This window comes from Geothrix limicola (assembly GCF_030268085.1).
GTDB lineage: Bacteria > Acidobacteriota > Holophagae > Holophagales > Holophagaceae > Geothrix > Geothrix limicola.
Window position 1 is genome coordinate 1 of record NZ_BSDE01000010.1, and the last position, 21275, is coordinate 21275.

Below are 21275 nucleotides of genomic sequence, written 5' to 3' on the forward strand. Positions count from 1 at the left end.
AGGCGGCAGTCCGGATCGCCTCGGAGTTGGGCGTTCCGCGTTCAACGGTGGGGTTCTGGCTGCGAAAGGCCGGGATCTCCCGCGTTTCAGATCTCCAGGGAAAGGAGCCACCCAACCGTTACGAGCACGATGCCCCAGGCGACTTGCTCCACCTGGACACGAAGAAGCTGGCGAACTTCCACGAGGTGGGCCACCGCGCCACGGGCATCCGCCACCACAAGAATCGCAAGGCGGGTTACCAGGTGCTACACGTCTGCAGCGACGACCACTCCAGGGCCTGTTACATGGAGGTGCTGCCGGACGAAAAGAAGGGCACCACAGCTGCTTTCCTCCAGAGGGCGCTTTTGCACTTCCTGGCCCAGGGCATTACGGCCCGCAAGCTACTGACCGACAACGGGTCACCTTACCGGTCTAAGGAGTTCAAGGCCATGCGCGAGTCCTATGGCCTCAAGCACAGCCGGACTCGGCCTTACCGTCCGAGAACCAACGGCAAGGCCGAGCGTCTGATCCAGACCGCCCTACGGGAGTGGGCCTACGGCCCTACCTGGCAGAGTTCAAATGAACGAAACCAAGCACTCAGCGCCTGGCTCCACTTCTACAATCACCATAGGCCTCATTCGGCCTTAGGCAGTCAGCCCCCAGTCACAAGGCTGAACAACCTCGTTGGCAACGACACCTAGTGATCCTCCGCCTCCTCCGTGAGGTGGAGGGTCACCGGGCCTCCGGGCGCCACGCGATCCAGCCCTTCGGGAATCACGGCCAGCGCGTTGGCCGTGAGCATGGAGGACAGGATGGCCGAGCCCTGGGGACCCGTGAGGCGTGCCTTCAGGTGGCCCCCTTCGCGCCGCGCCACCACCCGCAGGAAGGTGGTGCGGTGATCGCCGACCTTGCCGCTCCAGCCGCCTTCGAGGCTCGCCTCCGCCACGGGCCGATGCAGGTTCGCAAACCCCATCAGCTTGCGCAGGGCGGGCCGCACGTACTCCTCGACCATGAGCATGGCGGCCACGGGATTGCCCGGGATGCCGAACACAGGCTTGCCCTGCAGCATCCAGAAGCCCAGGGGGCCGCCGGGCTTCTGCGCCACCTTCCAGAAGATGCGCTCGGCGCCGAGGGCTTCGAACAGGCCCTTCATGAAATCGTAATCGCCCACGGAGATGCCACCGGTCGTGAGCACCACGTCGGCCTCCAGGGCCCGCAGCAGCGTCTGCTTCAGCGTTTCGCGATCATCGGGTACCCGCGGAAAGGGCACGGGGATCGCGCCGCAGGCGGCCACCTGGGCGCACAGCGCGTGGATGTTCGCATCGCGGATGCGGCCCGGGCCGGGCTCGTCTGAGACGTCCACCAGTTCGTCGCCCGTGGTGAGTACCGCCACGCGCACACGGGGATGCACGGGCAGCGCGGGCAGGCCCGCCGCCGCCAGCACGCCCAGATCGCCCGGGCGCAGCTGATGGCCGGCCTTCACGAGCAGTTGCTCCTTCTGCAGATCCTCGCCCGCCAGACGGATGTGGATGCCCGCACGGAGCGGCTTACAGGCCTCCATCCAATCGCCGCCCGGCCCCTCTCCGCACCGGGTGTCCTCCACGGGCACCACCGCGTCGGCGCCCTCGGGCAGGGGCGCCCCCGTCATGATGCGCAGCGCCTCCCCGACCTTCACCACGCTGTGGGATACGCCTCCCGCCGCCAGGTCACCGAGCACGCGCAGCCGCACCGGATGATCCAGCGAAGCCGAGGCCAGATCCTCGGCGCGCACCGCATAGCCATCCATCGCCGAATTGGTGAAGGGCGGCACCGTGGCGCGGGAATGCAGATCCTCGGCCGCCGCCAGGCCGAGGGTGTCCTGCAGGGGCCGCAGGTCCGCCGCCGGGCGGGGCAGGCGTTCCAGGATGAGGTCGAGGGCGAGGGTGGGCGTCAGCATCACTCCGAGTACCTCACGACCTTCCAGGTGAGGAAAGAGAAATGCCGCCAGCTCCCCGGCATGTGCGAACCGACGGAAGCGACCAAGGTGGCAGCCAGGTACCAGGTCAGACGGGAAGCGGGCTGGAGGAGACCCATGCCGAGCAAGCCGAGTTTCACGAGCACGGCAACGCCGCTGCCCTGGGTGAGAATGGCCAGATCCTTGGCGAGGTCGATGGCGAACAGCAGAAACCCGGTCGCGACGGTGACCAGGATGGCGCCCCGCAGCGCGTGGAAGTCGGCGCCGAAGGGCAGACCTCCCACCACCAGCGCCATGGCCGCGAGGTGGAGGCTGCGCAGCACGAGCTGGACCGGCCGGGCCCAGGCGAAGAAGCGGGGCCTTTCCGGGAAGAGGAGCTCCCGGAACGTTCGCCGTGCGGGTCGATCCGCGCTCACCGTATCCATGCCTCTTTTCTAGCAGAATCACCGCCGCTGCAGGCCCTTCCCGCCGATAATGGTCCGATTCCCGGAACCCACCATGAGCCGACCCGCCCCCCAGGCCACCATCCGCATCCGCATCGCCCACGGCGAGAACATCGCCATCGGCAAAGGCAAGGCCGACCTTCTCGAGGCGGTGGATCGCGCGGGTTCCATCTCCGCCGCAGCCCGCGAGCTCGACATGAGCTACCGCAAGGCCTGGCTGCTGATTGACGAGATGAACCAGAGCTTCAAATCGCCCGTGGTGGTGGCGGCGAAGGGCGGACTCCGCGGCGGCGGCGCCCAGGTGACGGACCTGGGCCGCGAGGCCCTGGTCCGCTTCCGCGACATCCAGGCCAAGGCCTCCGCCGCCATCGAAGCCGATGTGAAGGCGTTCAGGAAGCGCCTCCTCGCCTGATGTGACATTCCGCAAAACCATCCGCACAAGTCCACACGAATCGATGTATCCCTGAGAGACTATCGACTGGAGGCTCACGTGAATCGATCCAGATGGCGGCATGGGGCCCTGGCACTCGTCATCCTCCTGGCCGCAACCCTGCTGCCGGCCGCGCCGCCCGCGCAGCCCGCCGTCATACTCGCCACCACCACCAGCACTCAGGATTCGGGCCTGCTGGACGACCTCCTTCCCCTCTTCGAAAAGCAGAGCGGTTACGCCGTCAAGACCATCGCCGTGGGGTCGGGTCAGGCCATCGCCATGGGCAGGCGCGGCGAGGCCGACGTGCTGCTCGTCCATTCCCCCGAAGCGGAAGAAGCCCTCCTGGCCGATGGCGCCGGCATCCGGCGCCGCATCGTCATGCACAACGATTTCGTCCTGCTGGGACCACCCGGTGATCCCGCGGGCGTGTCGAAGCGCGGCGCCCTGGAAGGTTTCCAGCGCATCGCAAAGACCCGCTCGCTCTTCCTGTCGCGCGGTGACCATTCGGGCACCCATGCGCAGGAGCTGAAGCTGTGGAAGGCCGCGGGCATCACCGCGGAGGGCCAGCCCTGGTACCAGGAGACCGGCCAGGGCATGGGCCAGACCTTGGCTGTCGCGTCCGAAAAGAAGGCTTACACCCTGTCAGACCGAGGCACCTACCTGGCGATGCGCAGAAATATCAGCCTGATCATTCTTCATGAAGGCGATCCCACACTCAGGAATGTCTACCACGTCATCGAAGTAAACCCCATGCGGTTCCCCAAGGTGAATGGGGCTGGAGCCCGCGCCTTTGCTGACTTCCTGGTGTCGAAAGTTGTCCAGAAACGAATCAAAGAATTCGGAATCGGACTCTATGGGTCGCCGTTATTCTTTCCAGATGCCGATGTTCCGAACGTGGACGCCGGAAGGAGATAAACCCCATGTCGAATGCGATCTTCAGCCTGCCTGAATCCCACAACGAGGCGATCCTGTCGTACGCCCCCGGATCGAAGGAACGGGCCCGGCTCAAGGCCGAGCTGGACCGCCAGTTCAACCAGGAGCTCGACATCCCCCTCATCATCGGCGGCAAGGAAATCCGCACCGGCAAGCTGCAGAAGGCGGTCTGTCCCCACGACCACCAGCACGTGCTGGCCCGCTACCACGAGGCCGGCGAGGCCGAGGTGCGCATGGCCATCGACGCGGCCATGGCCGCCAAGAAGGATTGGGAGGCCACGCCCTGGGAGGATCGCGCCGCCATCTTCCACAAGATGGCCAGCCTCATCTCCTCGAAGTACCGCTACATCCTGAACGCCGCGACGATGCTGAACCAGTCGAAGAGCGCCTACCAGGCGGAGATCGACAGCACCTGCGAGACGGCGGACTTCTTCCGCTTCAATGCGAAGTTCATGGAAGACATCTACAAGCACCAGCCCATCTCCGATCCCCACGTATGGAATCGCGTCCACTACCGGGCTCTCGAAGGCTTCGTGCTGGCCGTCACGCCCTTCAACTTCACGGCCATCGGCGCCAACCTGGCCACGGCCCCCGCCATCATGGGCAACACCGTGGTCTGGAAGCCCGCCTCCACGTCCATCCTGTCGAACTACTACCTCATGCAGCTCTTCAAGGAAGCGGGCCTGCCCGACGGCGTCATCAACTTCATCCCCGGCCGCGGCTCCATGATCGGCAAGATCGCGCTGGAGGATCCCAACTTCGCGGGGCTGCACTTCACCGGCTCCACGGGTGTGTTCAACAGCATGTGGAAGACCATCGGCGACAATCTGTCCCGCTACAAGAGCTATCCCCGCCTCGTCGGCGAGACCGGCGGCAAGGACTACATCTTCATGCACGCCTCCGCCGATGCGGAAGAGACCGCCGCGGCCATCGTCCGCGCGGGCTTCGAATACCAGGGCCAGAAGTGCTCCGCCTGCTCCCGCGTCTACATCCCCGCCTCGCGCTGGGCGGAGATGAAGACCCTGCTCCTGGGCCTGCTCGCCGAAATCAAGATGGGCGACGTGCGGGACTTCCGCAATTTCTTCAACGCCGTCATCGACGAGGCGGCCTTCGACAGCACGATGAAGTACATCGAGCTGGCCAAGAACGCCAAGGACGCGGAGATCCTCGCCGGCGGCAAGGGCGACAAGAGCAAGGGCTACTTCATCGAGCCCACCATCATCCTCACGACGAACCCGAAGTTCGTGACCATGGAGGAAGAGATCTTCGCGCCCGTCGTCACGCTCTACGTCTACGACGACGCGAAGCTGGAGGAGACGCTCAAGGTGCTCGACCAGACGTCGCCTTACGCCCTCACCGGCGCCATCTTCGCCCGCGACCGCTACGTCATCAACCAGCTGACCGAGGCCCTGGCCAACACCGCGGGCAACTTCTACATCAACGACAAGTGCACCGGCGCCGTCGTGGGCCACCAGCCCTTCGGCGGAGCCCGCGCCTCGGGCACCAACGACAAGGCCGGCAGCCTCCTGAACCTCATCCGCTGGACCTCTCCGCGCACCATCAAGGAGAGCTTCACGCCGCCCCGGGACATCAAGTTCCCCTTCCTCGAAGCTGAATAAAGGAGCCTCGTGGATCTGATCTGGGAGGGCCTCCGCAAAGCGCTTGAGCTGCTGCTCACGCTGGATCCCGAAGTCCTCCGGATTACCCTGCTCTCTCTCAAGGTTTCGGGATTGGCCACCTTGTTGAGCGTCATCCTCGGGCTCGGTCTGGCCCTGGGGGTGGCGCTCAATGAATTCCCGGGCAAGCGCCTCGTCATCGCCCTTCTGAACACGGGCATGGGCCTTCCCCCCGTGGTGGTGGGCCTCTTCGTGACCGTGCTGCTCTGGCGGAACGGACCCCTCGGCTTCCTCGGCATCCTCTACACGCCCGCGGCCATCATCCTCGCCCAGGCGGTCATCGCCACGCCCATCGTCGCGGGCCTCGGCCTCGCCGCCTTCCAGCATCTGCCGCCGGGCCTGCGCCTGCAGATCCTCTCCCTCGGAGCCACGCGCACCCAGATGGTCTGGATGCTGCTGCGCGAGGCTCGCCTGCCCCTGCTCGCCGCGGTGATGGCGGGCTTCGGCGGTGTCATCTCCGAGGTGGGTGCCTCCATCATGGTGGGCGGCAACCTCAAGGGCAGCACGCGCGTCCTGACCACGGCCACCGTGATGGAAACGAGCCGCGGCAACTTCGATGTGGCCTTCGCCCTCAGCTTCATCCTTCTGCTGCTCACCTTCGGCGTGAACGCCCTGCTCACGCACCTGCAGCAGCGCGAGCGCCCGCGATGAGCGCGCCTGAGACCCTCCTCGAGGCCAAGAACCTGGTGGTCCGCCGTGGCGGCGTGCCGGTGCTCCAGGTGACCGACCTCGCCCTGCACCGCGGCGAGGTCCTGGCCCTCATCGGCCCCAACGGCGCCGGAAAAACGTCGCTCATGCTCGCTCTGGCGGCGCTCCTGGAGGCCGATGGCTCCCTGTCTTTTGAAGGCGAGGCACTGAAGGCCCCGGCCATGCGGCAGGCCTACCGTCGCCGCGTGACCATGGTGTTCCAGGAGCCCCACCTCTTCGACACCACCGTGCACGAAAACCTGGCCGCGGGCCTGCGATGGCGGGGCCTGCCCAGCCGGGTGCGGGACGAGCGGATCCAGACCAGCGCGGCCCGTTTCGGCATCAGCCACCTGCTCGACCGCTCGGCCCGACGGCTCTCGGGCGGCGAGGCCCAGCGCACGGCCCTCGCCCGCGCCTTCGCGCTGAATCCCGAGATCCTTTTTCTCGACGAGCCCTTCTCCGCCCTGGATCCCCCCACCCGGGCGGGACTGTTGGAGGACCTTGGCCGCATCCTGTCGGAGACACGCACCACCGCCGTCTTCGCCACCCACGACCAGGGCGAGGCCACGCGGCTGGCCCATCGCCTCGCCGTGATGAGCGCGGGCCGCATCGTCCAGGAAGGCAGCCTCGCCCAGGTGATGAACCATCCGGAGGACCCCTTCGTCGCAGCCTACGTGGGCATGGAAACCCTGGCGCAGGGCCGGGTGAGGGCCGCGGTGGATGGGCTGCTCACCCTCGACGTCGGCTCCCGTGCGATCTGGGCCCTCGGGGACGCGGCGCCGGGCCAGGCCGTCCTCGTGGGGATCCGTCCTGAGCATGTGACGCTGTCTTTACAGACCGACAACACCAGCAGCGCCCGCAACCAGCTCCCGGGAACTGTGACCAAGATCATTCCTTGCGGCCCCTTCCACCGCATCGAGCTGGACTGCGGCTTCGAGCTGTCCGCCTGGGTCACGCCCCAATCCTTGTCCGAACTGGCTCTGGAGCCGGGCCGTCCCGTCGTGGCGGCCTTCAAGGCGACGGCCGTCCACCTGATCCGCACAGGAGGCGCCGACACCGAACTGTGACCGCGACCATTGCGGCCTCCTGGGCCCAGGACTAGCCTCAGCAGAGGGATGGCGGTGCCTTCCCCAGTGTGGTTTTGCATCCTTGAACCCCGTCCGGAGGCGCCCGCGCCATGAGACAGCTGGTGATCGATTTCCAGAAGTGTGATGCAGGACGCAACTGCAATCACGAGTGCGAGATGGAGTGCGCCATCAAGGTCTTCAAGGTGGATGATCCCGCCCAGGCCGCCCTCCAGATCAAGGCCTACGAGGACGGCGGCGGCAAGGCCGTGCTCTGCGACCAGTGCGGCGATTGCGTCGTGGTCTGCCCCACGGAGGCCCTGAAGCGCAACAAGCTCGGCGTCGTCATGATCGACAAGAAGATCTGCGTGGGCTGCTACATGTGCATCGGCTTCTGCGAGAAGGAAGCCTTCATGCGGAACTCCGACTGGATCACTCCCCACAAGTGCACGTCCTGCGGCATCTGCGTGAAGGTCTGCCCCCACGGCGCCCTGTCCATCGTGGAAGTCCCCGAGCCGGCCGTCCGGATCATTTGAGCGCACTGAAGACCCACCACGGAGACACGGAGGGCACCGAGACATGAACACGGAGATCACCACTGAGAAGTGCCTCTTTCATTTCTCCGTGAACGCCCGATCCACACTCCGTGTTCTCCGTGCCTCCGTGGTGAATCCTTCCCAGGAAAGGAACTGACATGAGCCAGCTCGTTTTCGATCCCAGCAAGGTCATGGACATCGACTACACCCAGCGCACCGAGTACCTCGACGGGCTCGAAGCCATCCGCGCCGCCCACAAGGTGCTGAAGGAGATCGCCTACACGCCCAGCCTGCCGGACAAGGGCTACACGAACCGCACCCTGTACGTGAACGTGGATTCGCTGGAGATCACGGAAAAGCCCGTCACCCGGCAGATGAAGGAGGTCTTCATCGGGGGCCGCGGCTTCGGCCTCTACCACCTGTGGAACGCGGTGAAACCCACCACCCGCTGGAACGACCCCGAAAACGAGATCGTCATCAGCCCCGGGCCCGTGGCGGGCATGACCCAGTACGCGGGCACCGGCAAGTCACTGGTGGTGAGCCTCTCGCCCCAGACCGACATTCCCATCGATTCGAACGTGGGCGGCTTCTACGGCCCGCTGCTGAAGTTCTCGGGCTTCGATGCGCTGGAGCTGCAGGGCAAGTCCGACAGGGACATCATCCTGTTCATCGATGGCCAGAAGGGCATCATCCGCATCGAGGAGGCGCCCACGGATCCCGTGGACAGCCACGTCCTCGCGGAGATCCTCACGCACATGTACGCGGAGAACGAGGCCGACCTGCCCAACGTCTCCGTGGTGTCCACGGGCGCCGCCGCCGAGCACAGCCTCATCGGCATGCTCAACTTCTCCTTCTATGACCGGCGCCGCAAGTGCGTGCGCTTCAAGCAGGCGGGCCGCGGCGGCATCGGCACCGTGTTCCGCGACAAGCGCATCCGCGCCCTGGTGGTGCGCGGGCCCAAGGTCGCCGGCGACATGAACCATCCTGTCGATCCCGAGACCATCGCGAAAACCGGCATCAAGTACCACAAGGAGATCCGCGAGAACGACGGTTCCCAGTGCATGATGCGCCGCAACGGCACGGCCCACATCGTCGAGATCATGGACGCCTACGACCTGCTGCCTGTCCACAACTTCCAGTACGGCTCCCATCCCGACACGCACAAGATCGATAGCAGCTACTGGCAGCAGCGCTGCACCCAGCACACGGTGGACGGATGCTGGTACGGCTGCTCCATGGCCTGCGCCAAGGGTGCCGACGGACTCGTACTGAAGACCGGCCCCTACAAGGGCGACACGGTCACGGTCGACGGCCCCGAGTACGAAAACGCGGCGGGCCTGGGCTCCAACTGCGGCGTCTTCGATCCCGACTACCTGCTCGAGCTGAACTTCTACTGCGACACCTACGGCATCTGCACCATCACCTATGGCACCCTCTGCGCCTTCGTGATGGAGTGCTACCAGCGCGGAATTCTCAACAAGGAACGCACGGGCGGCCTGGACATGACCTGGGGCAACGCCGAGGCGGACCTCGAGATGATGCACCAGATGGCCCGCGGCGAGGGTTTCGGCAAGATCGCCGGCATGGGCGTGAAGAAGATGAAGGAACTCTTCATTGCCAACGGCTGGGGCGATCCGCAGCTCATCAACGACATCGGCATGGAGAACAAGGGCCTGGAGTACTCCCAGTACCTTTCGAAGGAATCCCTCGCCCAGCAGGGCGGCTACGCCCTCACCAACAAGGGGCCGCAGCACGACGAGGCCTGGCTGATCTTCATGGACATGGTGAACAAGCAGCTGCCCACCTTCGAGGACAAGGCCGAAGCGCTCTACTACTTCCCCCTCTTCCGCACCTGGTTCGGTCTCAACGGTTTCTGCAAGCTGCCCTGGAACGATGTGGTGCCGTCCAACAACAGCTCCCAGCCCGAGGCCCACAAGGTGCCCGAACACGTGCAGAACTACGTGGATCTCTTCAGCGCCACCACGGGCGTCAAGATCACGAAGGAAGACCTCATCGTGCAATCCGCGAAGGTCTACAACTTCCAGCGCGTGTTCAACATCCGCATGGGCAAGGGCCTGCGTGAACACGATGCGGCGCCCTACCGTTCCATGGGCCCCGTCACGAAGGAAGAATACGAGTCCCGCGCCGAGCGCTACGACCAGCAGATCATCACCGAGATGGGTCTCGATCCCGTGGGCAAGACCACAGAGGAGAAGATGGCCATGCACCGGAAGTGGCGTACCGGCCGCTTCTCCCAGCTCATGGACAGCGTCTACACCCGCCGCGGCTGGACCCTCGACGGCGTGCCCACCCTGGAGCGCTTGAAGGAGCTGGGCCTCGATGCCTTCCCCGAAGTGGTCGACGTCGTGAAGCAGTACCTCTGAGAGAATCGGCCGCGGACGCGGCCGATTCTCTTCGTGAAAAGCAAAGGCGGAATACGAACATGATCGTGGTGAACGAGGAACCCCTTGAGTGGCACCCGGGCATGACCGTGCGGGACGTGCTGCGCGCGAAGAACTACCGCTTCCCCATGCTCGTCATCCACGTGGACGACGCCCTGATCCAGAAGAAGGACTACGACACCGCCAGCGTTCCCGATGGCGCCGTGGTCAAGGTCATCCACCTCATCAGCGGGGGCTGAGCGCCTCGGACCGCATCAGTGGCATCAGGAGACGGAAACGGGATCCCTTCCCCGGCTCGCTTTCCACTTCCAGACGGCCGTTCCCCTCTTCCACCATGGCCTTGAGCGAAGAGAGGCCCAGGCCCGTACCTTTGCCCGGCGCCTTGGTGGTGAAAAAGGGATCGAAGATGCGCGCCAGCACCTCAGGCCCCATGCCCACACCGCTGTCGGCCACTTCGATCAGGGCCTGATCCCCGCTACGCGCCACCTTCACATGGAGCGTGCCGCCCTTGGGCATGGCATCGCCCGCATTGGCCACGAGGTTCACCAGCATCTGCTCCAGCCGGAGGCGGGTGCTCCAGACCACCATGGCCTCGGCGCCCACCTGGATGCGGAGGTCCACCGACCGCGGAAGCAGCAGGCGGAGAGTCTCCTCCATGCCATGGATCTCGCGGCCGAGCTCCACGGGCGCCAGCGCTTCGACTTCGCGTCGCGCGAATTCCATCAGGCGGCGGGTGAGCAGCGCCGCGCGATCCGCGGCCCCGCTGATGCGCGTGAGATCCTCGACGCCAGGCGGCAGGCCCTCCTCCAGGTTCAGGAGCGCCAGGTCCGCGGAACTCTTCACCGCGCAGAGCAGGTTGTTGAGATCGTGGGCGAGCCCGGCCCCCATCAGGGCCAGGGTGTTCATGCGCTCCGTGCGGATGAGGGTGTCCTGGGCCTGCTCCAGCGCCTTCGTGCGGTGCTGCACGCGGGCCTCGAGGGTGCTGCGCGCGGCCCGGAGATCCAGGATGGCCTGGAACTGCCGCAGCAGGAGCAGCACCACCACGGCGAGGAAGAGGGCATAGGTCTCCCGCGTCACCTGCCGGGGCGCCCAGGCCAGCAGGGCCGCCAGCACCAGCACCGCAAGCAGGACCGGCAGGTAGGAGAACAGCCCCGAACTCCGGTCGAAGTCCACCTCGACGACGATCTCCTCCACGGACTTCGGCGACCAGGCCGCCAGGCCCTGGAACAGCGGGATGGCGGCGGCGACGATGATCCATCCGTGAATGGCCACCACCGGTGGAAGGCCGCTCAGCGTCCAGCCGGAGAGCGCCGCCAGCCAGGCCAGGGACGAGGCCGCCAGCCAACCCAGGGGCCCCCGGATGCAGTCCGGATGGTACGAGGTCATGAAGACCAGGCCGCCGCCGAAGAGGGCGGCGTTCAGGTAGGCGGCGAAGACCCGCAGGCCGATGCCGTGGGCCGCCGCGTGGAGGGATCCCTGGATCCCCATCACCCAGAGCAGAAACAGGAGTGAGGCCGCGAAGATGAGGCTGTCCAGGGCACGCCGCCGGAACCTCAGGCCCCGGTCGTGCCCCATCGGGAAGCTCAGTACCCCCGCCAGCACGAGGAGTCCGGTGCCCAGGGCGAGGTAGCTTTGCAGGTGCTCGGCCCAGGCCGGAAGGAGGCCCTGGAGTTCGAGGCTGTTGAAGATCAGGTTCGGCACTTCCAGGAAGGCCGAAGCGGCCAGTAGCCACCAGGCGGTGCGGCTTTCCCCGGGCGTGCGCCAGGCCCGGTAGGCGAGGCTGGCGGCCGCCAGGGCTTCGAGCAGCAGGTAGCCGAGGGGCCAGGTGAGACGCCGCTGCTCCGGGCGCAAGGCCAGGTGGAGGCCGGCCACCAGCATCCACGCCCCCACCAGCAGGACCCGCGCGGTCTGTCGCATCCGTGACGCCATGCCCTCTCCTGCGGGCCGGGGCGCCGTGGCCGCAGCCGGGTCCGAGGACAGGATGAAGGAATCTGGCCCTTTCAAGGGCGCCTCTCGAGTGGTTGCCCTGAGCTTAGCGGGAAGCCCTGGGGCCCTGTCCAAGGGAATCGTCGCCAGAGGCATGGACTCGACAAAAAAGGGGGGCGAAGCCCCCCTTCCATATCTGAATTCGCGCGTCCTCAGAGTTCGAGGGTGATGCCCTGGGCCAGCTCCACCTGGCCGCTGAAGTTGATGGCGCTGGTCTGGCGGCGCATGTAGGCCTTCCACGCGTCGGACCCGCTTTCGCGGCCGCCGCCCGTTTCCTTCTCGCCGCCGAAGGCCCCGCCGATCTCGGCACCACTGGTACCCGTGTTCACGTTGGCCAGGCCGCAATCGCTGCCCGCCGCCGAGAGGAAGAGCTCGCTCTCGCGCTGGTCGTTGGTGATGATGGCGCTGGAAAGGCCCTGGGGCACGCCGTTCTGGAGGGCGATGGCCTCCTCGATGGTCCGGTAGGTCATGAGGTAGAGCACGGGCGCGAAGGTCTCTTCCTTCACGATGGCGAGGTTGCCCTTCACTTCGGCGATGGCGGGCGTAATGTAGCAGCCACCTGCGTGAGGCAATTTCTCGCCGCCGCAGAGGATCTTTCCGCCCTCGGCCTTCACCGTCTCGATGGCCGTCAGCATGGTATCTACGGCACCGGCGTCCACCAGGGGACCCATGAGGTTCTTCGAATCGCGGGGGTCGCCGATGGGCGTCTTCGCGTAGAGCTCCAGCAGGCGCGCCTTGAAGGTGCCGTAGATGGACTCGTGCACGATGACCCGGCGGGTGGAGGTGCAGCGCTGGCCCGAGGTGCCGATGGCGCCGAAGTAGATGGAGCGCAGCGCGATCTCCAGATCGCCCTTGTCGCTCACGATCACCGCGCCGTTGCCGCCCAGCTCGAGGATGTGGCGGCCGAAGCGCTCCTGCACCAGCTTGCCCACGTGTCGGCCGCCGGGTACGGAACCCGTGTAGGAAACCAGCGCCACGCGGGGATCGGTGTTGATGAGGTCACCGATGTCGCTGCCCTTGCCGATGGCCAGGCTGCAGATGGCGGGATCGAAACCGAAGTCGCGCAGCACCTTCTCGGCGATCTTCGTGCAGGCGATGGCCGTGAGCGGCGTCTTGGACGACGGCTTCCACAGCACCGTGTCGCCGCAAACGAGGGCCAGGGCCGTGTTCCAGCTCCACACGGCCACGGGGAAGTTGAAGGCCGTGATGACGCCCACGACGCCCAAGGGGTGCCACTGCTCCTGGAGGCGGTGCTGCTTGCGCTCGCTGGGCATGGTGAGCCCGTAGAGCTGGCGCGAAAGGCCCACGGCGAAGTCGCAGATGTCGATCATCTCCTGCACCTCGCCCAGGCCCTCGCGGAGGGTCTTGCCCATCTCCAGCGTGACCAGTTCGGCCAGCGCCGCCTTGTGCTTGCGCAACTCGTCGCCGAGGGCCTTCACCACCTCGCCACGCTTGGGCGCGGGCACCAGCTTCCAGGACGCGAAGGCGGCGTGGCTCTTCGCCAGGATGGCCTCGAATTCCTGGGGGGTGACGTTGGTGACCGTGGCCAGGGTCTCGCCGTTGATGGGGGACACGACCTTCTGGGCCTTCCCGCTGCCCGTCCACGCGCCCGAGAAGCCCCCGGGGTTCACATCTGAAATACCCAGCGAATTCAGGATCTTTTCCATGACTGCCTCCACGATCCATTAATATCGCTTTTTGTTTCAACAACAAAACTCATTCGATTCACGCCATCCATGAATATGATTCATGATCATGGACACCCTCCTCGACCTGCCCCAGCTGCGCACCTTCTACACCCTGGCCCAGGCGGGCAGCTTCACGGCCTGCGCCCGCAAGCTGGGCCGCACCCAGTCCGCCGTCAGCCACGCCATGGCCAAGCTGGAGGACCTCGCCGGCGTGCCGCTGCTGGACCGCAAGGGCCGGGACCTGGGCCTGACCGAAGAAGGCCGGCGCCTCTACCTGGCCTGCGAGCAGGCCTTCGCCACCCTCGACGCGGCGGCCGACGACCTGCGACGGCACCAGACCCTGGCGCGGGGGCGCCTGCGCGTGGGCACCACCGTCGAATTCGGCAGCAGCATCCTCATGAAGCACATGCAGCCCTTCCTCACCGCCCACCCGGATCTGGAGATCGACTTCACCCTCAGCCACGACCTGCTGGGCCCCCTGCTGCGCGACGACCTCGACCTCATCATCGACTGCCAGGAACACCCCCTGCCCACGCTGAAGAAGGCGCCGCTCTTTCGCGAAACCTACGTGGTGGCCTGCTCCAAGGCTTTCAGGAAAGCGCACCGCCTGCACCTTCCCGGGGACCTGTCGGGTTGCCCCGTGCTCTCCCTGGACAAGGCGGGCGCCTGGTGGAACCGCTTCCTCATGGCCGTGCCTGACCGCGAACAGCCGCAGTTGGACCGCATCATCGCCGTGAACCACATCCGGGCCATGGTGCATGCCGCCATGGAGGGCATGGGCGCCCTGCTGGTGCCCCGCTACGCCGTGCTCGAGGAACTCCGGCGCGGCGACCTCGTGGCCCTCTTCCCCGCCATCCGCCCCACGGAGGACCGCTTCTCCATCTACCAGAAGAAGGTGAAGGCGAGCCACGAGAAGCAGCGATTGCTGACGCGCTACCTGCAGTCCCTGAGCCCGGCGGAATTCGGATCCTAGGCGGGCGTTCCGGGGGATCCGGCTAGGGGAGCAAGGAGGCTTGGGCCGCTTCGGGTGCGCCCATGAGAAGACGGTTCTTGGGCGTGATGTCCCCCGGAATCACCTGCGTGATCACGCGGTATCCCCTGGGCCGCAGCCGCGCAGCGCGGGTGGCGTCGATGGCGAGCGGACCATCCAGCCACCCCTCCAGGCCGCCGAGATCGGAACTTTGGAGATCGTGGCAGCAAGGCAGGACGGCCACACAGGCCCCCACCTCGACGGCCCGTTCCAGGATCAGATCTGTCAGCCCCCCGCAGGCGTGGGCGGAGACGATCAGATCATCTCGAAACAGCGGCACGTCCCTGAGGTCGGCCTCGACATGGTGGACCCGACCCCGCAGTCGCGGCCAGGCTTCGTTCAGCGACGCCTCCAGAGTCGTGGCGCTTTTGGGGATCCTCTGGTCGACGGCCCAGGCATCGGGGGAGCTGTCGTCGAGCAGGAGGAGGGCCTGCGCCAGCAGCCCGTGCCCACACGCCAGGTCCACGACCCGCCTCCCCCGGAAGCGACGGCGCACCCTTCGGGCCACCTCCCAGGCTTCGTACAACTCCTTCCGCGGCAGGCATCCGGCGCGGCAAACGGCCCGGGCGAGAGCATTAAACAAGGTCTCCCCCGCGAACTGAGGGAGCAGCTTCTCGGTGAGCCGATTGCGTGAGGAACGATCCATGGCGTCACCAGATCCTGTCGGTTGAGGGGCGTTCAGTGGGGCATTCCATCAAGCCGAGTCTAGAGCAGGTTGAATTCTTGAGGCCCTTGGCGGTCATGGCTCGGGTCTCGGCGCCTCGCCCATCGGATGGTGAAGACGGCTTTGCACGGCCGCCGAGTCGTCTCTCCTGAACGACGAAGGCCGCCTTTCGGCGGCCTTCTGCGGCGTTCTCTGCCGATCCTTACATCTGATCCTTGAGGCCCTTGGCCGTCTTGGCTCGGACCTCCGGCCCTCGGGGCTTCGCCCCCGCCATCGGCTACGCCGATGCGGCCCCACCCTCCCTCCGCTGCGCTTCGGTCGGATGGTGAAGACGACTTTGCACGGCCGCAAAGTCGTCTCTCTTAAACGACGAAGGCCGCCTTTCGGCGGCCTTCTGCGGCGTTCTCTGCCGATCCTTACATCTGATCCTTGAGGCCCTTGGCCGTCTTGAAGACGACTTTGCGGCCGGCGGGGATCTGGATGCTTTCGCCGGTCTTGGGGTTGCGGCCCATCTTCTCCTTGGTCGCGCGCACTTCGAAGGTGCCGAGGCCGAAGAGGTTCACGCGGTTGCCCGTGAGCAGGGTCTCGACGATGTGATCGCGCACGCCGTCCAGGATGGCCTTGGCGCGGGCCTTGGACAGGTCCTGGGCCTCCGCGAGGTTGGCGGCGAGTTCAGCGATGCCGAGGGTTTCGGGCTTGGAAGTGGTCTTGGCCATGGAGCTTCTCCTTGAGGAGGGAATGAACGGGATCCCCGATGACACGCGAATCCCGGCGCGACCGGCTTCCCCTCGGGGGCCGGCCACAGGAGGGGATGGGGAATGGTGGATTACTCAGCGGCCGCGGTGGCGCTGACTTCCAGATTGACCTTGGCGTGCACGCCGCTGTAGAGGCGGACATCCACGACGTAGGTGCCCGCGTCCTTGATGTGGGGCACGGTGATGTCACGGCGGTCCAGCGTGAAGCCCTTGCCCTTGAAGAGCTCGGCCACGTCGGCGTTGGTGACGGAACCGAAGAGGTGGCCGCTCTCGCCGGCCTTCTTCGAGACTGCCAGGCTGATGGCTTCGAGCTTCTCGGCCAGGCTCTTGGCATCGGCCAGTTCCTTGGCGCGGAGCTTCTCGGCGCGCACCTTCTCCAGCTCGATCTGGCGCTTGTTGCCGGCGGTGACGGGCAGGGCCATCTTGCGGGGCAGGAGGAAGTTGCGGGCGTAGCCGTCCTTGACGTTCACGACATCGCCGCGGACGCCGAGGTGCTGCACGTTTTCGATCAGAAGGATTTCCATGGGTTCTCCCTGAGGGGATTGAGGGTTTGAGTCCGGCCAGCGCCATGCTGCTCGCGTTGTCCCCGCGTGGGTGAGACGGCGTCCTGCGCCGTCAGGGCCGGGCCATGAGAACCCTCCCTTTCCCCCGATGGGTTAAGGCCGATCGGAAAATCCAGTCTATCCTGGGAGGACCCGATACCCAAGCCAGGATTTCCTCCCCCTCGGAGCCCCGGATGAGCACCTATGCCGATCGCCGCGATACCCGCCGCATCATCGTCGGCCCCGAGTTCGGCATCTCCTTCATCCTGAAGGGACATGCCTACCAGGACGTGCGCATCACCAACCTGAGCAGCGGGGGCTGCTTCGCCCTGGTCGGGGCACGCGATGCCCGGTTGTTCGAGCGCGGCGCCGTCCTCGAGGGCCTGGTGCTGATGCACGCCGAGCTGCCCAAGGCCCCCATCATCGCCGCCGTGTCCTACGTCCTGGGCGGACGCCCCTCCGCCGACCCCATGGAGATGGTCGGCATCGGCATCCAGTTCCTGGGCGTGGACGATACGACCCAGGCGGCCATCGACACCTGGATCGATGCCGCGACAGCCTCCCAGGCCCAAGGAAACTAGGCCCAGGGAAATTAGGGGCTACTTCTTGCCGAAGAAGCCCAGGATCGCCGTGGCCACTTCCTCGCGCATGGCCTCGGTCATCTCGGGGTAGACGGGCAGGCTGAGCACTTCCTTGGCGGCCCGCTCGGATTCCGGCAGCTGGCCCGCCTTGTAGCCCAGATCCTTGAAGCAGGGCTGCTCGTGGAGGCAGATGGGGTAGTAGATGGCGCTGCCGATGCCGCGCTCCTTCAGGTGGGCCTGCAGCGCGTCGCGCTTCCCACCCTTCACGCGGATGGTGAACTGGTTGTAGATGTGGCGGCCGTCAGGCACCACTTCCAGGGGCAGCACCACCTCGTCGGCCCCGAGCCCCTTCATCCGCTCCAGGTACCAGGCGGCGTGCTTGCGGCGGCCTTCGTGCCAGCCGTCGAGGCTGGGCAGCTTGGCGCGCAGCACCAGGGCCTGGAACTCGTCCATGCGCCCGTTCATGCCCACCTCGTGGTGCATGTAGACGGGCTCCATGCCGTGCACGCGGATGCGCCGCACCCGCGCAGCCAGCGCCGCGTCATCGCGGATGGCCGTCATGCCCGCGTCGCCGAAGGCGCCGAGGTTCTTCGTGGGATAGAAGCTGTAGGCCGTCATGTCGCCGAACTGGCCCGCGGACTTGCCCCAGCCCTTGGCGCCCAGGCTCTGGCAGGCGTCCTCGATGACGGGCAGGCCGTGCTTCTTCGCCACGGCCATGATGCCCGGCATGTCCGCCAGCTGGCCGAAGAGGTGCACGGGCATGATGGCCTTGGTGCGGGGCGTGATGGCCGCTTCCACCAGGGCACCGGTGGCGTTGAAGGTGGCGGGTTCCAGATCGATGAAGACAGGCTTCGCACCCAGGCGCGAAACCACGCCCGCCGTGGCGAAGAAGGTGAAGCTGGGGACGATCACCTCGTCGCCATGCCCGATGCCCAGGGCCATGAGGGCCGCCAGCTGCGCGTCCGTGCCGCTGGACATGGCCACCGCATGGGCGGCGCCGGCATAGGCGGAGATCTCCGCTTCGAGCCCCTTCACGTTCTCGCCGAGGATGAAGGCCGAGCGGTCGATGAGACCGGAGAGGCCCTCCAGGACCTTGGTCTTGACGGCGGCGTTCTGCGGGGCGAGCTCAAGCATCGGGACAGGCATGGGAGCCTCCAAATTCGGTTTTCAAGTATGCCAGCGGGTCAAAGGCGATTCAGTCACATCGGGCGGGGTTACAACCGAACGGTTCCGCCCACGATCGGACGCGACATCAGGTCGCGTCCTCCTGCTTCGCAGGGCTTTCGCCCCGCTCAGCAGAGTGGGGCCTCATGAGGGGGAAGAGGATGACGTCGCGGATGCTCGCGCTGTTGGTGAGCAGCATGACGAGGCGGTCGATGCCGATGCCTTCGCCGCCACAGGGCGGAAAGCCGTGCTCCAGGCTGGTGATGAAGTCCTGGTCCAGCAGCATGGCCTCGTCGTTGCCCGATTCCCGTTCGTCCATCTGGGCCTGGAAGCGGCCCATCTGATCGATGGGATCGTTCAGCTCGGAGTAGGCGTTAGCCAGCTCCATGCCGCCGATGAACAGCTCGAAGCGGTCCACGAAGCGGTCGTCGCCTTCCAGGGTTTTCGTCAGAGGCGACAGCTCGATGGGGTAGTCCGTGATGAAGGTGGGCTGGATGAGCTGCTTCTCGGCGTAGTGCTCGAAGAGGTCGCCCAGCAGGGTGCCCACGGTCTTCTTCTCGACGTCCTCGATGTGGGCGGCCTTGGCGAAGGTGCGCACGCAGTCGCCATCCTCCAGCAGGTGCCGGTCGAGGTGGCCGTACTCGGCGATGGCGTCCTTCATGGTGAGGCGGCGGAAGGGCGCGGCGTACGAGATCTCCTGCTCGCCCCAGGGCAGGGTTTCCGAGCCGACCACGTCCTTCGCCAGGCTGGAGACCAGGCCTTCCGTGAGGGCCATCATGTCGCGCAGATCCTGGCCCGCGGCGTAGAACTCCATCATGGTGAATTCGGGGTTGTGGCGCTGGCTGAGGCCTTCGTTGCGGAAATTCCGGTTGATCTCGAAGACCTTCTCGAAGCCCCCCACGATGAGGCGCTTGAGGTAGAGCTCCGGCGCGATGCGAAGGTAGAGGTCCATGTCCAGGGCGTTGTGGTGCGTGATGAAGGGCCGGGCCGTGGCGCCGCCGGGGATGGGCTGCATCATGGGCGTCTCGACTTCGAGGTAGCCCTGCTCTTCCATGAAGCGCCGCACGGCGCTCACGATGCGCGAGCGGGTCTGGAAGGTCTTCAGCACGTCGCCGTTGGAGATGAGGTCGAGGTAGCGCTGGCGGTAGCGCTGCTCCTTGTCCTGCAGGCCGTGCCACTTCTCGGGCAGGGGCAGCAGGGCCTTGCTGAGGAACTGCAGCTCCTTCACGCGCACGCTCAGCTCGCCCGTCTTGGTGCGCATGAGGGGGCCGGTGACGCTGATGAAATCGCCCATGTCGAGGAGCTTGAGGGTCTCCCAGGCGGCCTCGCTCATGTCGTTCATGCGGAAGAAGGCCTGCACCTTTTCGCCGTTCTCCGTCAGGTGGGCGAAGACGCTCTTGCCCATCTCGCGGATGGTGAGCACGCGGCCCATGACCGAAACCGAGAGGCCCAGGCCCTCCAGCTTCTCGTTGGGCCAGGCTTCGGCGTCGGCATAGGTCGCCGCCAGTTCCGCCAGGCCGTGGGTGCGCTGCGCCTTCCGGGGCCACACGTCCAGGCCGAGGGCCTTCAGCTTTTCGAGCTTGTCGAGGCGCGCGTCGCGGTACTGGTTGGGCTGCATGGGAACTCCGGCACGAACCAATTAGTTTAGCGGAGGCCTATCGATCTCCGAAGCGATAGGCCGTGAAGGCCGAGATGTCCGGGGCCGTGAAGGATCCCGCCTCCTCGGAGAACCCGAAGCGCCAGCGGGGCAGGCGCGTGTGCCGGAAGGTCCAGTGCTGCTGCCAGCCGGCGCGGTCCAGGCGGTTCAGGCCCGTGCGGTAGGGACTGCCGGCATAGCCGAGGCTGATCTCGAGGCCGAGGCCCGAGATGAGGCCCGGCCCCTCGCCCTGCCAGGCGAGACTGGTCCAGGCACGGTTGAAGGAGGTCTGGCCCAGGACCGCCCGCAGGGGGCTGTGCTCGGGGAGGCCCAGCATCACCCGCTCGGCCTGGGCGAACACCTTCCAGCGTCCGAAGCGGCGCCAGAGGGCCCCGCCGATCAGGCCGTCCGTGCCGCCGTCGCCGGAAAAATCGGACTGCTTGCCCGTGGGCAGTTGGATCGAGGCGCCGATGCGACCGCCCGCGTCCGCCGTTCCGAAGGGCCGCACCCAGGCCACGTCGAGATCCATGAGCGTCACGCCAGGCTTCGACAGATCGCCCACAACGCGGCCATCCCGCTCCAGGTGGTAGGCCAGGCGGTTCTTCGGGGCATCCTCGCGACCGCCCTGGGGCAGGTTGAACATCTGGTGCCAGTTCCACATGGCCTGGTCGGCGATGCCGCCGGACCTTGAGGCCAGGCGGGCCCGGACGTTGATCCGCGAGGATCCGGCCTTCATGGCCCAGTCTCCCGTCAGCTGCCACTCCTCGCCGTCGAGCCGGGCGAAGCTGCGGCCATCGGAGGTGCGTTCGAGATCGGGACGCAACATCTGGCTCGTCGCCTCCAGCGCCAGTTCCGTCACGCCCTGGGGCTGGGGCTCCGGGAATCCCTCGAACCAGGCCACCCGGTTGGGTCGGGGAGTCTCCTGGGCCCGGAGGCCACAGGTTGCAAACCCCAAGATCAGTGGGAAAGAGGATTTGAAGACCCGAAAGGAGAGATTGATCAAGGTCACGGAAGATCCTTTGTGCAACGGTAATACTCTGCCGAGACCCCCCTGGCCCGACCAGATTGAATACTCGGATACTCACGAATGTTTGCGGTGGCTTCGATAAAAGAGCCACGCATAAT

The 21275-nt window shown here is 66.1% G+C and carries 21 protein-coding genes; 11 read left to right on the forward strand and 10 right to left on the reverse strand.

All coding sequences use genetic code 11. The features are described from left to right. On the forward strand, positions 1-680 hold a 680-nt coding region (locus QSJ34_RS17885; RefSeq protein WP_285577910.1), incomplete at its 5' end, for an integrase core domain-containing protein. Here QSJ34_RS17885 and QSJ34_RS17890 read toward each other — a convergent pair. Beyond that, complete coding sequence (locus QSJ34_RS17890; RefSeq protein ID WP_285577912.1) at positions 677-1915, reverse strand: molybdopterin molybdotransferase MoeA; 1239 nt, start codon at positions 1913-1915, stop codon at positions 677-679. The genes QSJ34_RS17885 and QSJ34_RS17890 overlap by 4 nt on opposite strands. Further along, positions 1915-2358, reverse strand: coding sequence for a hypothetical protein (locus QSJ34_RS17895; protein WP_285577915.1), 444 nt, complete (start codon positions 2356-2358; stop codon positions 1915-1917). Before QSJ34_RS17895 ends, QSJ34_RS17890 begins: the two co-directional genes overlap by 1 nt. Positions 2359-2431: 73 nt before the next feature. On the opposite strand from QSJ34_RS17895, the gene QSJ34_RS17900 reads away from it, so the two are divergent. From QSJ34_RS17900 to thiS, 8 genes are all read left to right on the forward strand, one after another. Continuing rightward, positions 2432-2788, forward strand: a complete 357-nt coding sequence (locus QSJ34_RS17900) for a winged helix-turn-helix domain-containing protein (protein ID WP_285577917.1) — start codon at positions 2432-2434, stop codon at positions 2786-2788. A 78-nt stretch (positions 2789-2866) separates the two neighbouring features. Continuing rightward, positions 2867-3721, forward strand: a complete 855-nt coding sequence (locus QSJ34_RS17905) for an ABC transporter substrate-binding protein (RefSeq protein WP_285577919.1) — start codon at positions 2867-2869, stop codon at positions 3719-3721. A gap of 5 nt (positions 3722-3726) precedes the next feature. Then, positions 3727-5358, forward strand: coding sequence for an L-glutamate gamma-semialdehyde dehydrogenase (gene pruA / locus QSJ34_RS17910; RefSeq protein WP_285577921.1), 1632 nt, complete (start codon positions 3727-3729; stop codon positions 5356-5358). Between the two features lie 9 nt (positions 5359-5367). Further along, positions 5368-6066, forward strand: coding sequence for an ABC transporter permease (locus QSJ34_RS17915; RefSeq protein ID WP_285577923.1), 699 nt, complete (start codon positions 5368-5370; stop codon positions 6064-6066). Continuing rightward, positions 6063-7169: an ABC transporter ATP-binding protein gene (locus QSJ34_RS17920; protein WP_285577925.1), complete on the forward strand. Its 1107-nt coding sequence runs from the start codon at positions 6063-6065 to the stop codon at positions 7167-7169. Before QSJ34_RS17915 ends, QSJ34_RS17920 begins: the two co-directional genes overlap by 4 nt. 110 nt (positions 7170-7279) lie before the next feature. After that, the gene (locus QSJ34_RS17925) at positions 7280-7702 is read left to right on the forward strand and encodes a 4Fe-4S binding protein (protein WP_285577927.1); all 423 of its coding nucleotides are present in this window, start codon (positions 7280-7282) and stop codon (positions 7700-7702) included. 158 nt (positions 7703-7860) lie between these two features. Beyond that, the gene (locus QSJ34_RS17930; protein WP_285577929.1) at positions 7861-10086 is read left to right on the forward strand and encodes an aldehyde ferredoxin oxidoreductase family protein; all 2226 of its coding nucleotides are present in this window, start codon (positions 7861-7863) and stop codon (positions 10084-10086) included. A 59-nt stretch (positions 10087-10145) separates the two neighbouring features. After that, entirely contained in the window at positions 10146-10343 is a 198-nt protein-coding gene (thiS, locus tag QSJ34_RS17935) for a sulfur carrier protein ThiS (RefSeq protein ID WP_285577931.1), read from the forward strand. On the opposite strand, the gene QSJ34_RS17940 is transcribed toward thiS, so the two are convergent. Together QSJ34_RS17940 and amaB are read right to left on the reverse strand one after the other, a co-directional pair. After that, complete coding sequence (locus QSJ34_RS17940; protein WP_285577934.1) at positions 10330-12033, reverse strand: sensor histidine kinase; 1704 nt, start codon at positions 12031-12033, stop codon at positions 10330-10332. The genes thiS and QSJ34_RS17940 overlap by 14 nt on opposite strands. A gap of 209 nt (positions 12034-12242) precedes the next feature. Continuing rightward, entirely contained in the window at positions 12243-13757 is a 1515-nt protein-coding gene (gene amaB, locus QSJ34_RS17945; protein WP_285577936.1) for an L-piperidine-6-carboxylate dehydrogenase, read from the reverse strand. Between the two features lie 82 nt (positions 13758-13839). Between amaB and QSJ34_RS17950 the strand changes: the two genes are divergently transcribed. Further along, on the forward strand, positions 13840-14751 hold the full coding sequence (locus QSJ34_RS17950) for a LysR family transcriptional regulator (RefSeq protein WP_285577938.1): 912 nt from the start codon (positions 13840-13842) through the stop codon (positions 14749-14751). Positions 14752-14773: 22 nt separating this feature from the next. Here the strand turns inward: QSJ34_RS17950 and QSJ34_RS17955 are convergent, their stop codons facing one another. From QSJ34_RS17955 to rplI, 3 genes are all read right to left on the reverse strand, one after another. Beyond that, on the reverse strand, positions 14774-15454 hold the full coding sequence (locus QSJ34_RS17955) for a methyltransferase (protein WP_285577941.1): 681 nt from the start codon (positions 15452-15454) through the stop codon (positions 14774-14776). A gap of 434 nt (positions 15455-15888) precedes the next feature. Continuing rightward, complete coding sequence (locus QSJ34_RS17960; RefSeq protein ID WP_285577943.1) at positions 15889-16188, reverse strand: HU family DNA-binding protein; 300 nt, start codon at positions 16186-16188, stop codon at positions 15889-15891. Between the two features lie 110 nt (positions 16189-16298). Next, complete coding sequence (rplI, locus tag QSJ34_RS17965; RefSeq protein ID WP_285577945.1) at positions 16299-16751, reverse strand: 50S ribosomal protein L9; 453 nt, start codon at positions 16749-16751, stop codon at positions 16299-16301. Positions 16752-16963: 212 nt separating this feature from the next. Between rplI and QSJ34_RS17970 the strand changes: the two genes are divergently transcribed. After that, positions 16964-17350, forward strand: coding sequence for a PilZ domain-containing protein (locus QSJ34_RS17970; protein WP_285577947.1), 387 nt, complete (start codon positions 16964-16966; stop codon positions 17348-17350). A gap of 18 nt (positions 17351-17368) precedes the next feature. Here QSJ34_RS17970 and QSJ34_RS17975 read toward each other — a convergent pair whose 3' ends face one another. From QSJ34_RS17975 to QSJ34_RS17985, 3 genes are all read right to left on the reverse strand, one after another. Beyond that, complete coding sequence (locus tag QSJ34_RS17975) at positions 17369-18496, reverse strand: DegT/DnrJ/EryC1/StrS family aminotransferase (RefSeq protein ID WP_285577949.1); 1128 nt, start codon at positions 18494-18496, stop codon at positions 17369-17371. A gap of 106 nt (positions 18497-18602) precedes the next feature. Then, positions 18603-20132 (reverse strand): lysine--tRNA ligase, encoded by a 1530-nt coding sequence (lysS, locus tag QSJ34_RS17980; protein WP_285577951.1) that lies wholly within the window; start codon positions 20130-20132, stop codon positions 18603-18605. 37 nt (positions 20133-20169) lie between these two features. Beyond that, complete coding sequence (locus tag QSJ34_RS17985; protein WP_285577953.1) at positions 20170-21051, reverse strand: DUF3187 family protein; 882 nt, start codon at positions 21049-21051, stop codon at positions 20170-20172. Positions 21052-21275: the final 224 nt, after the last annotated feature.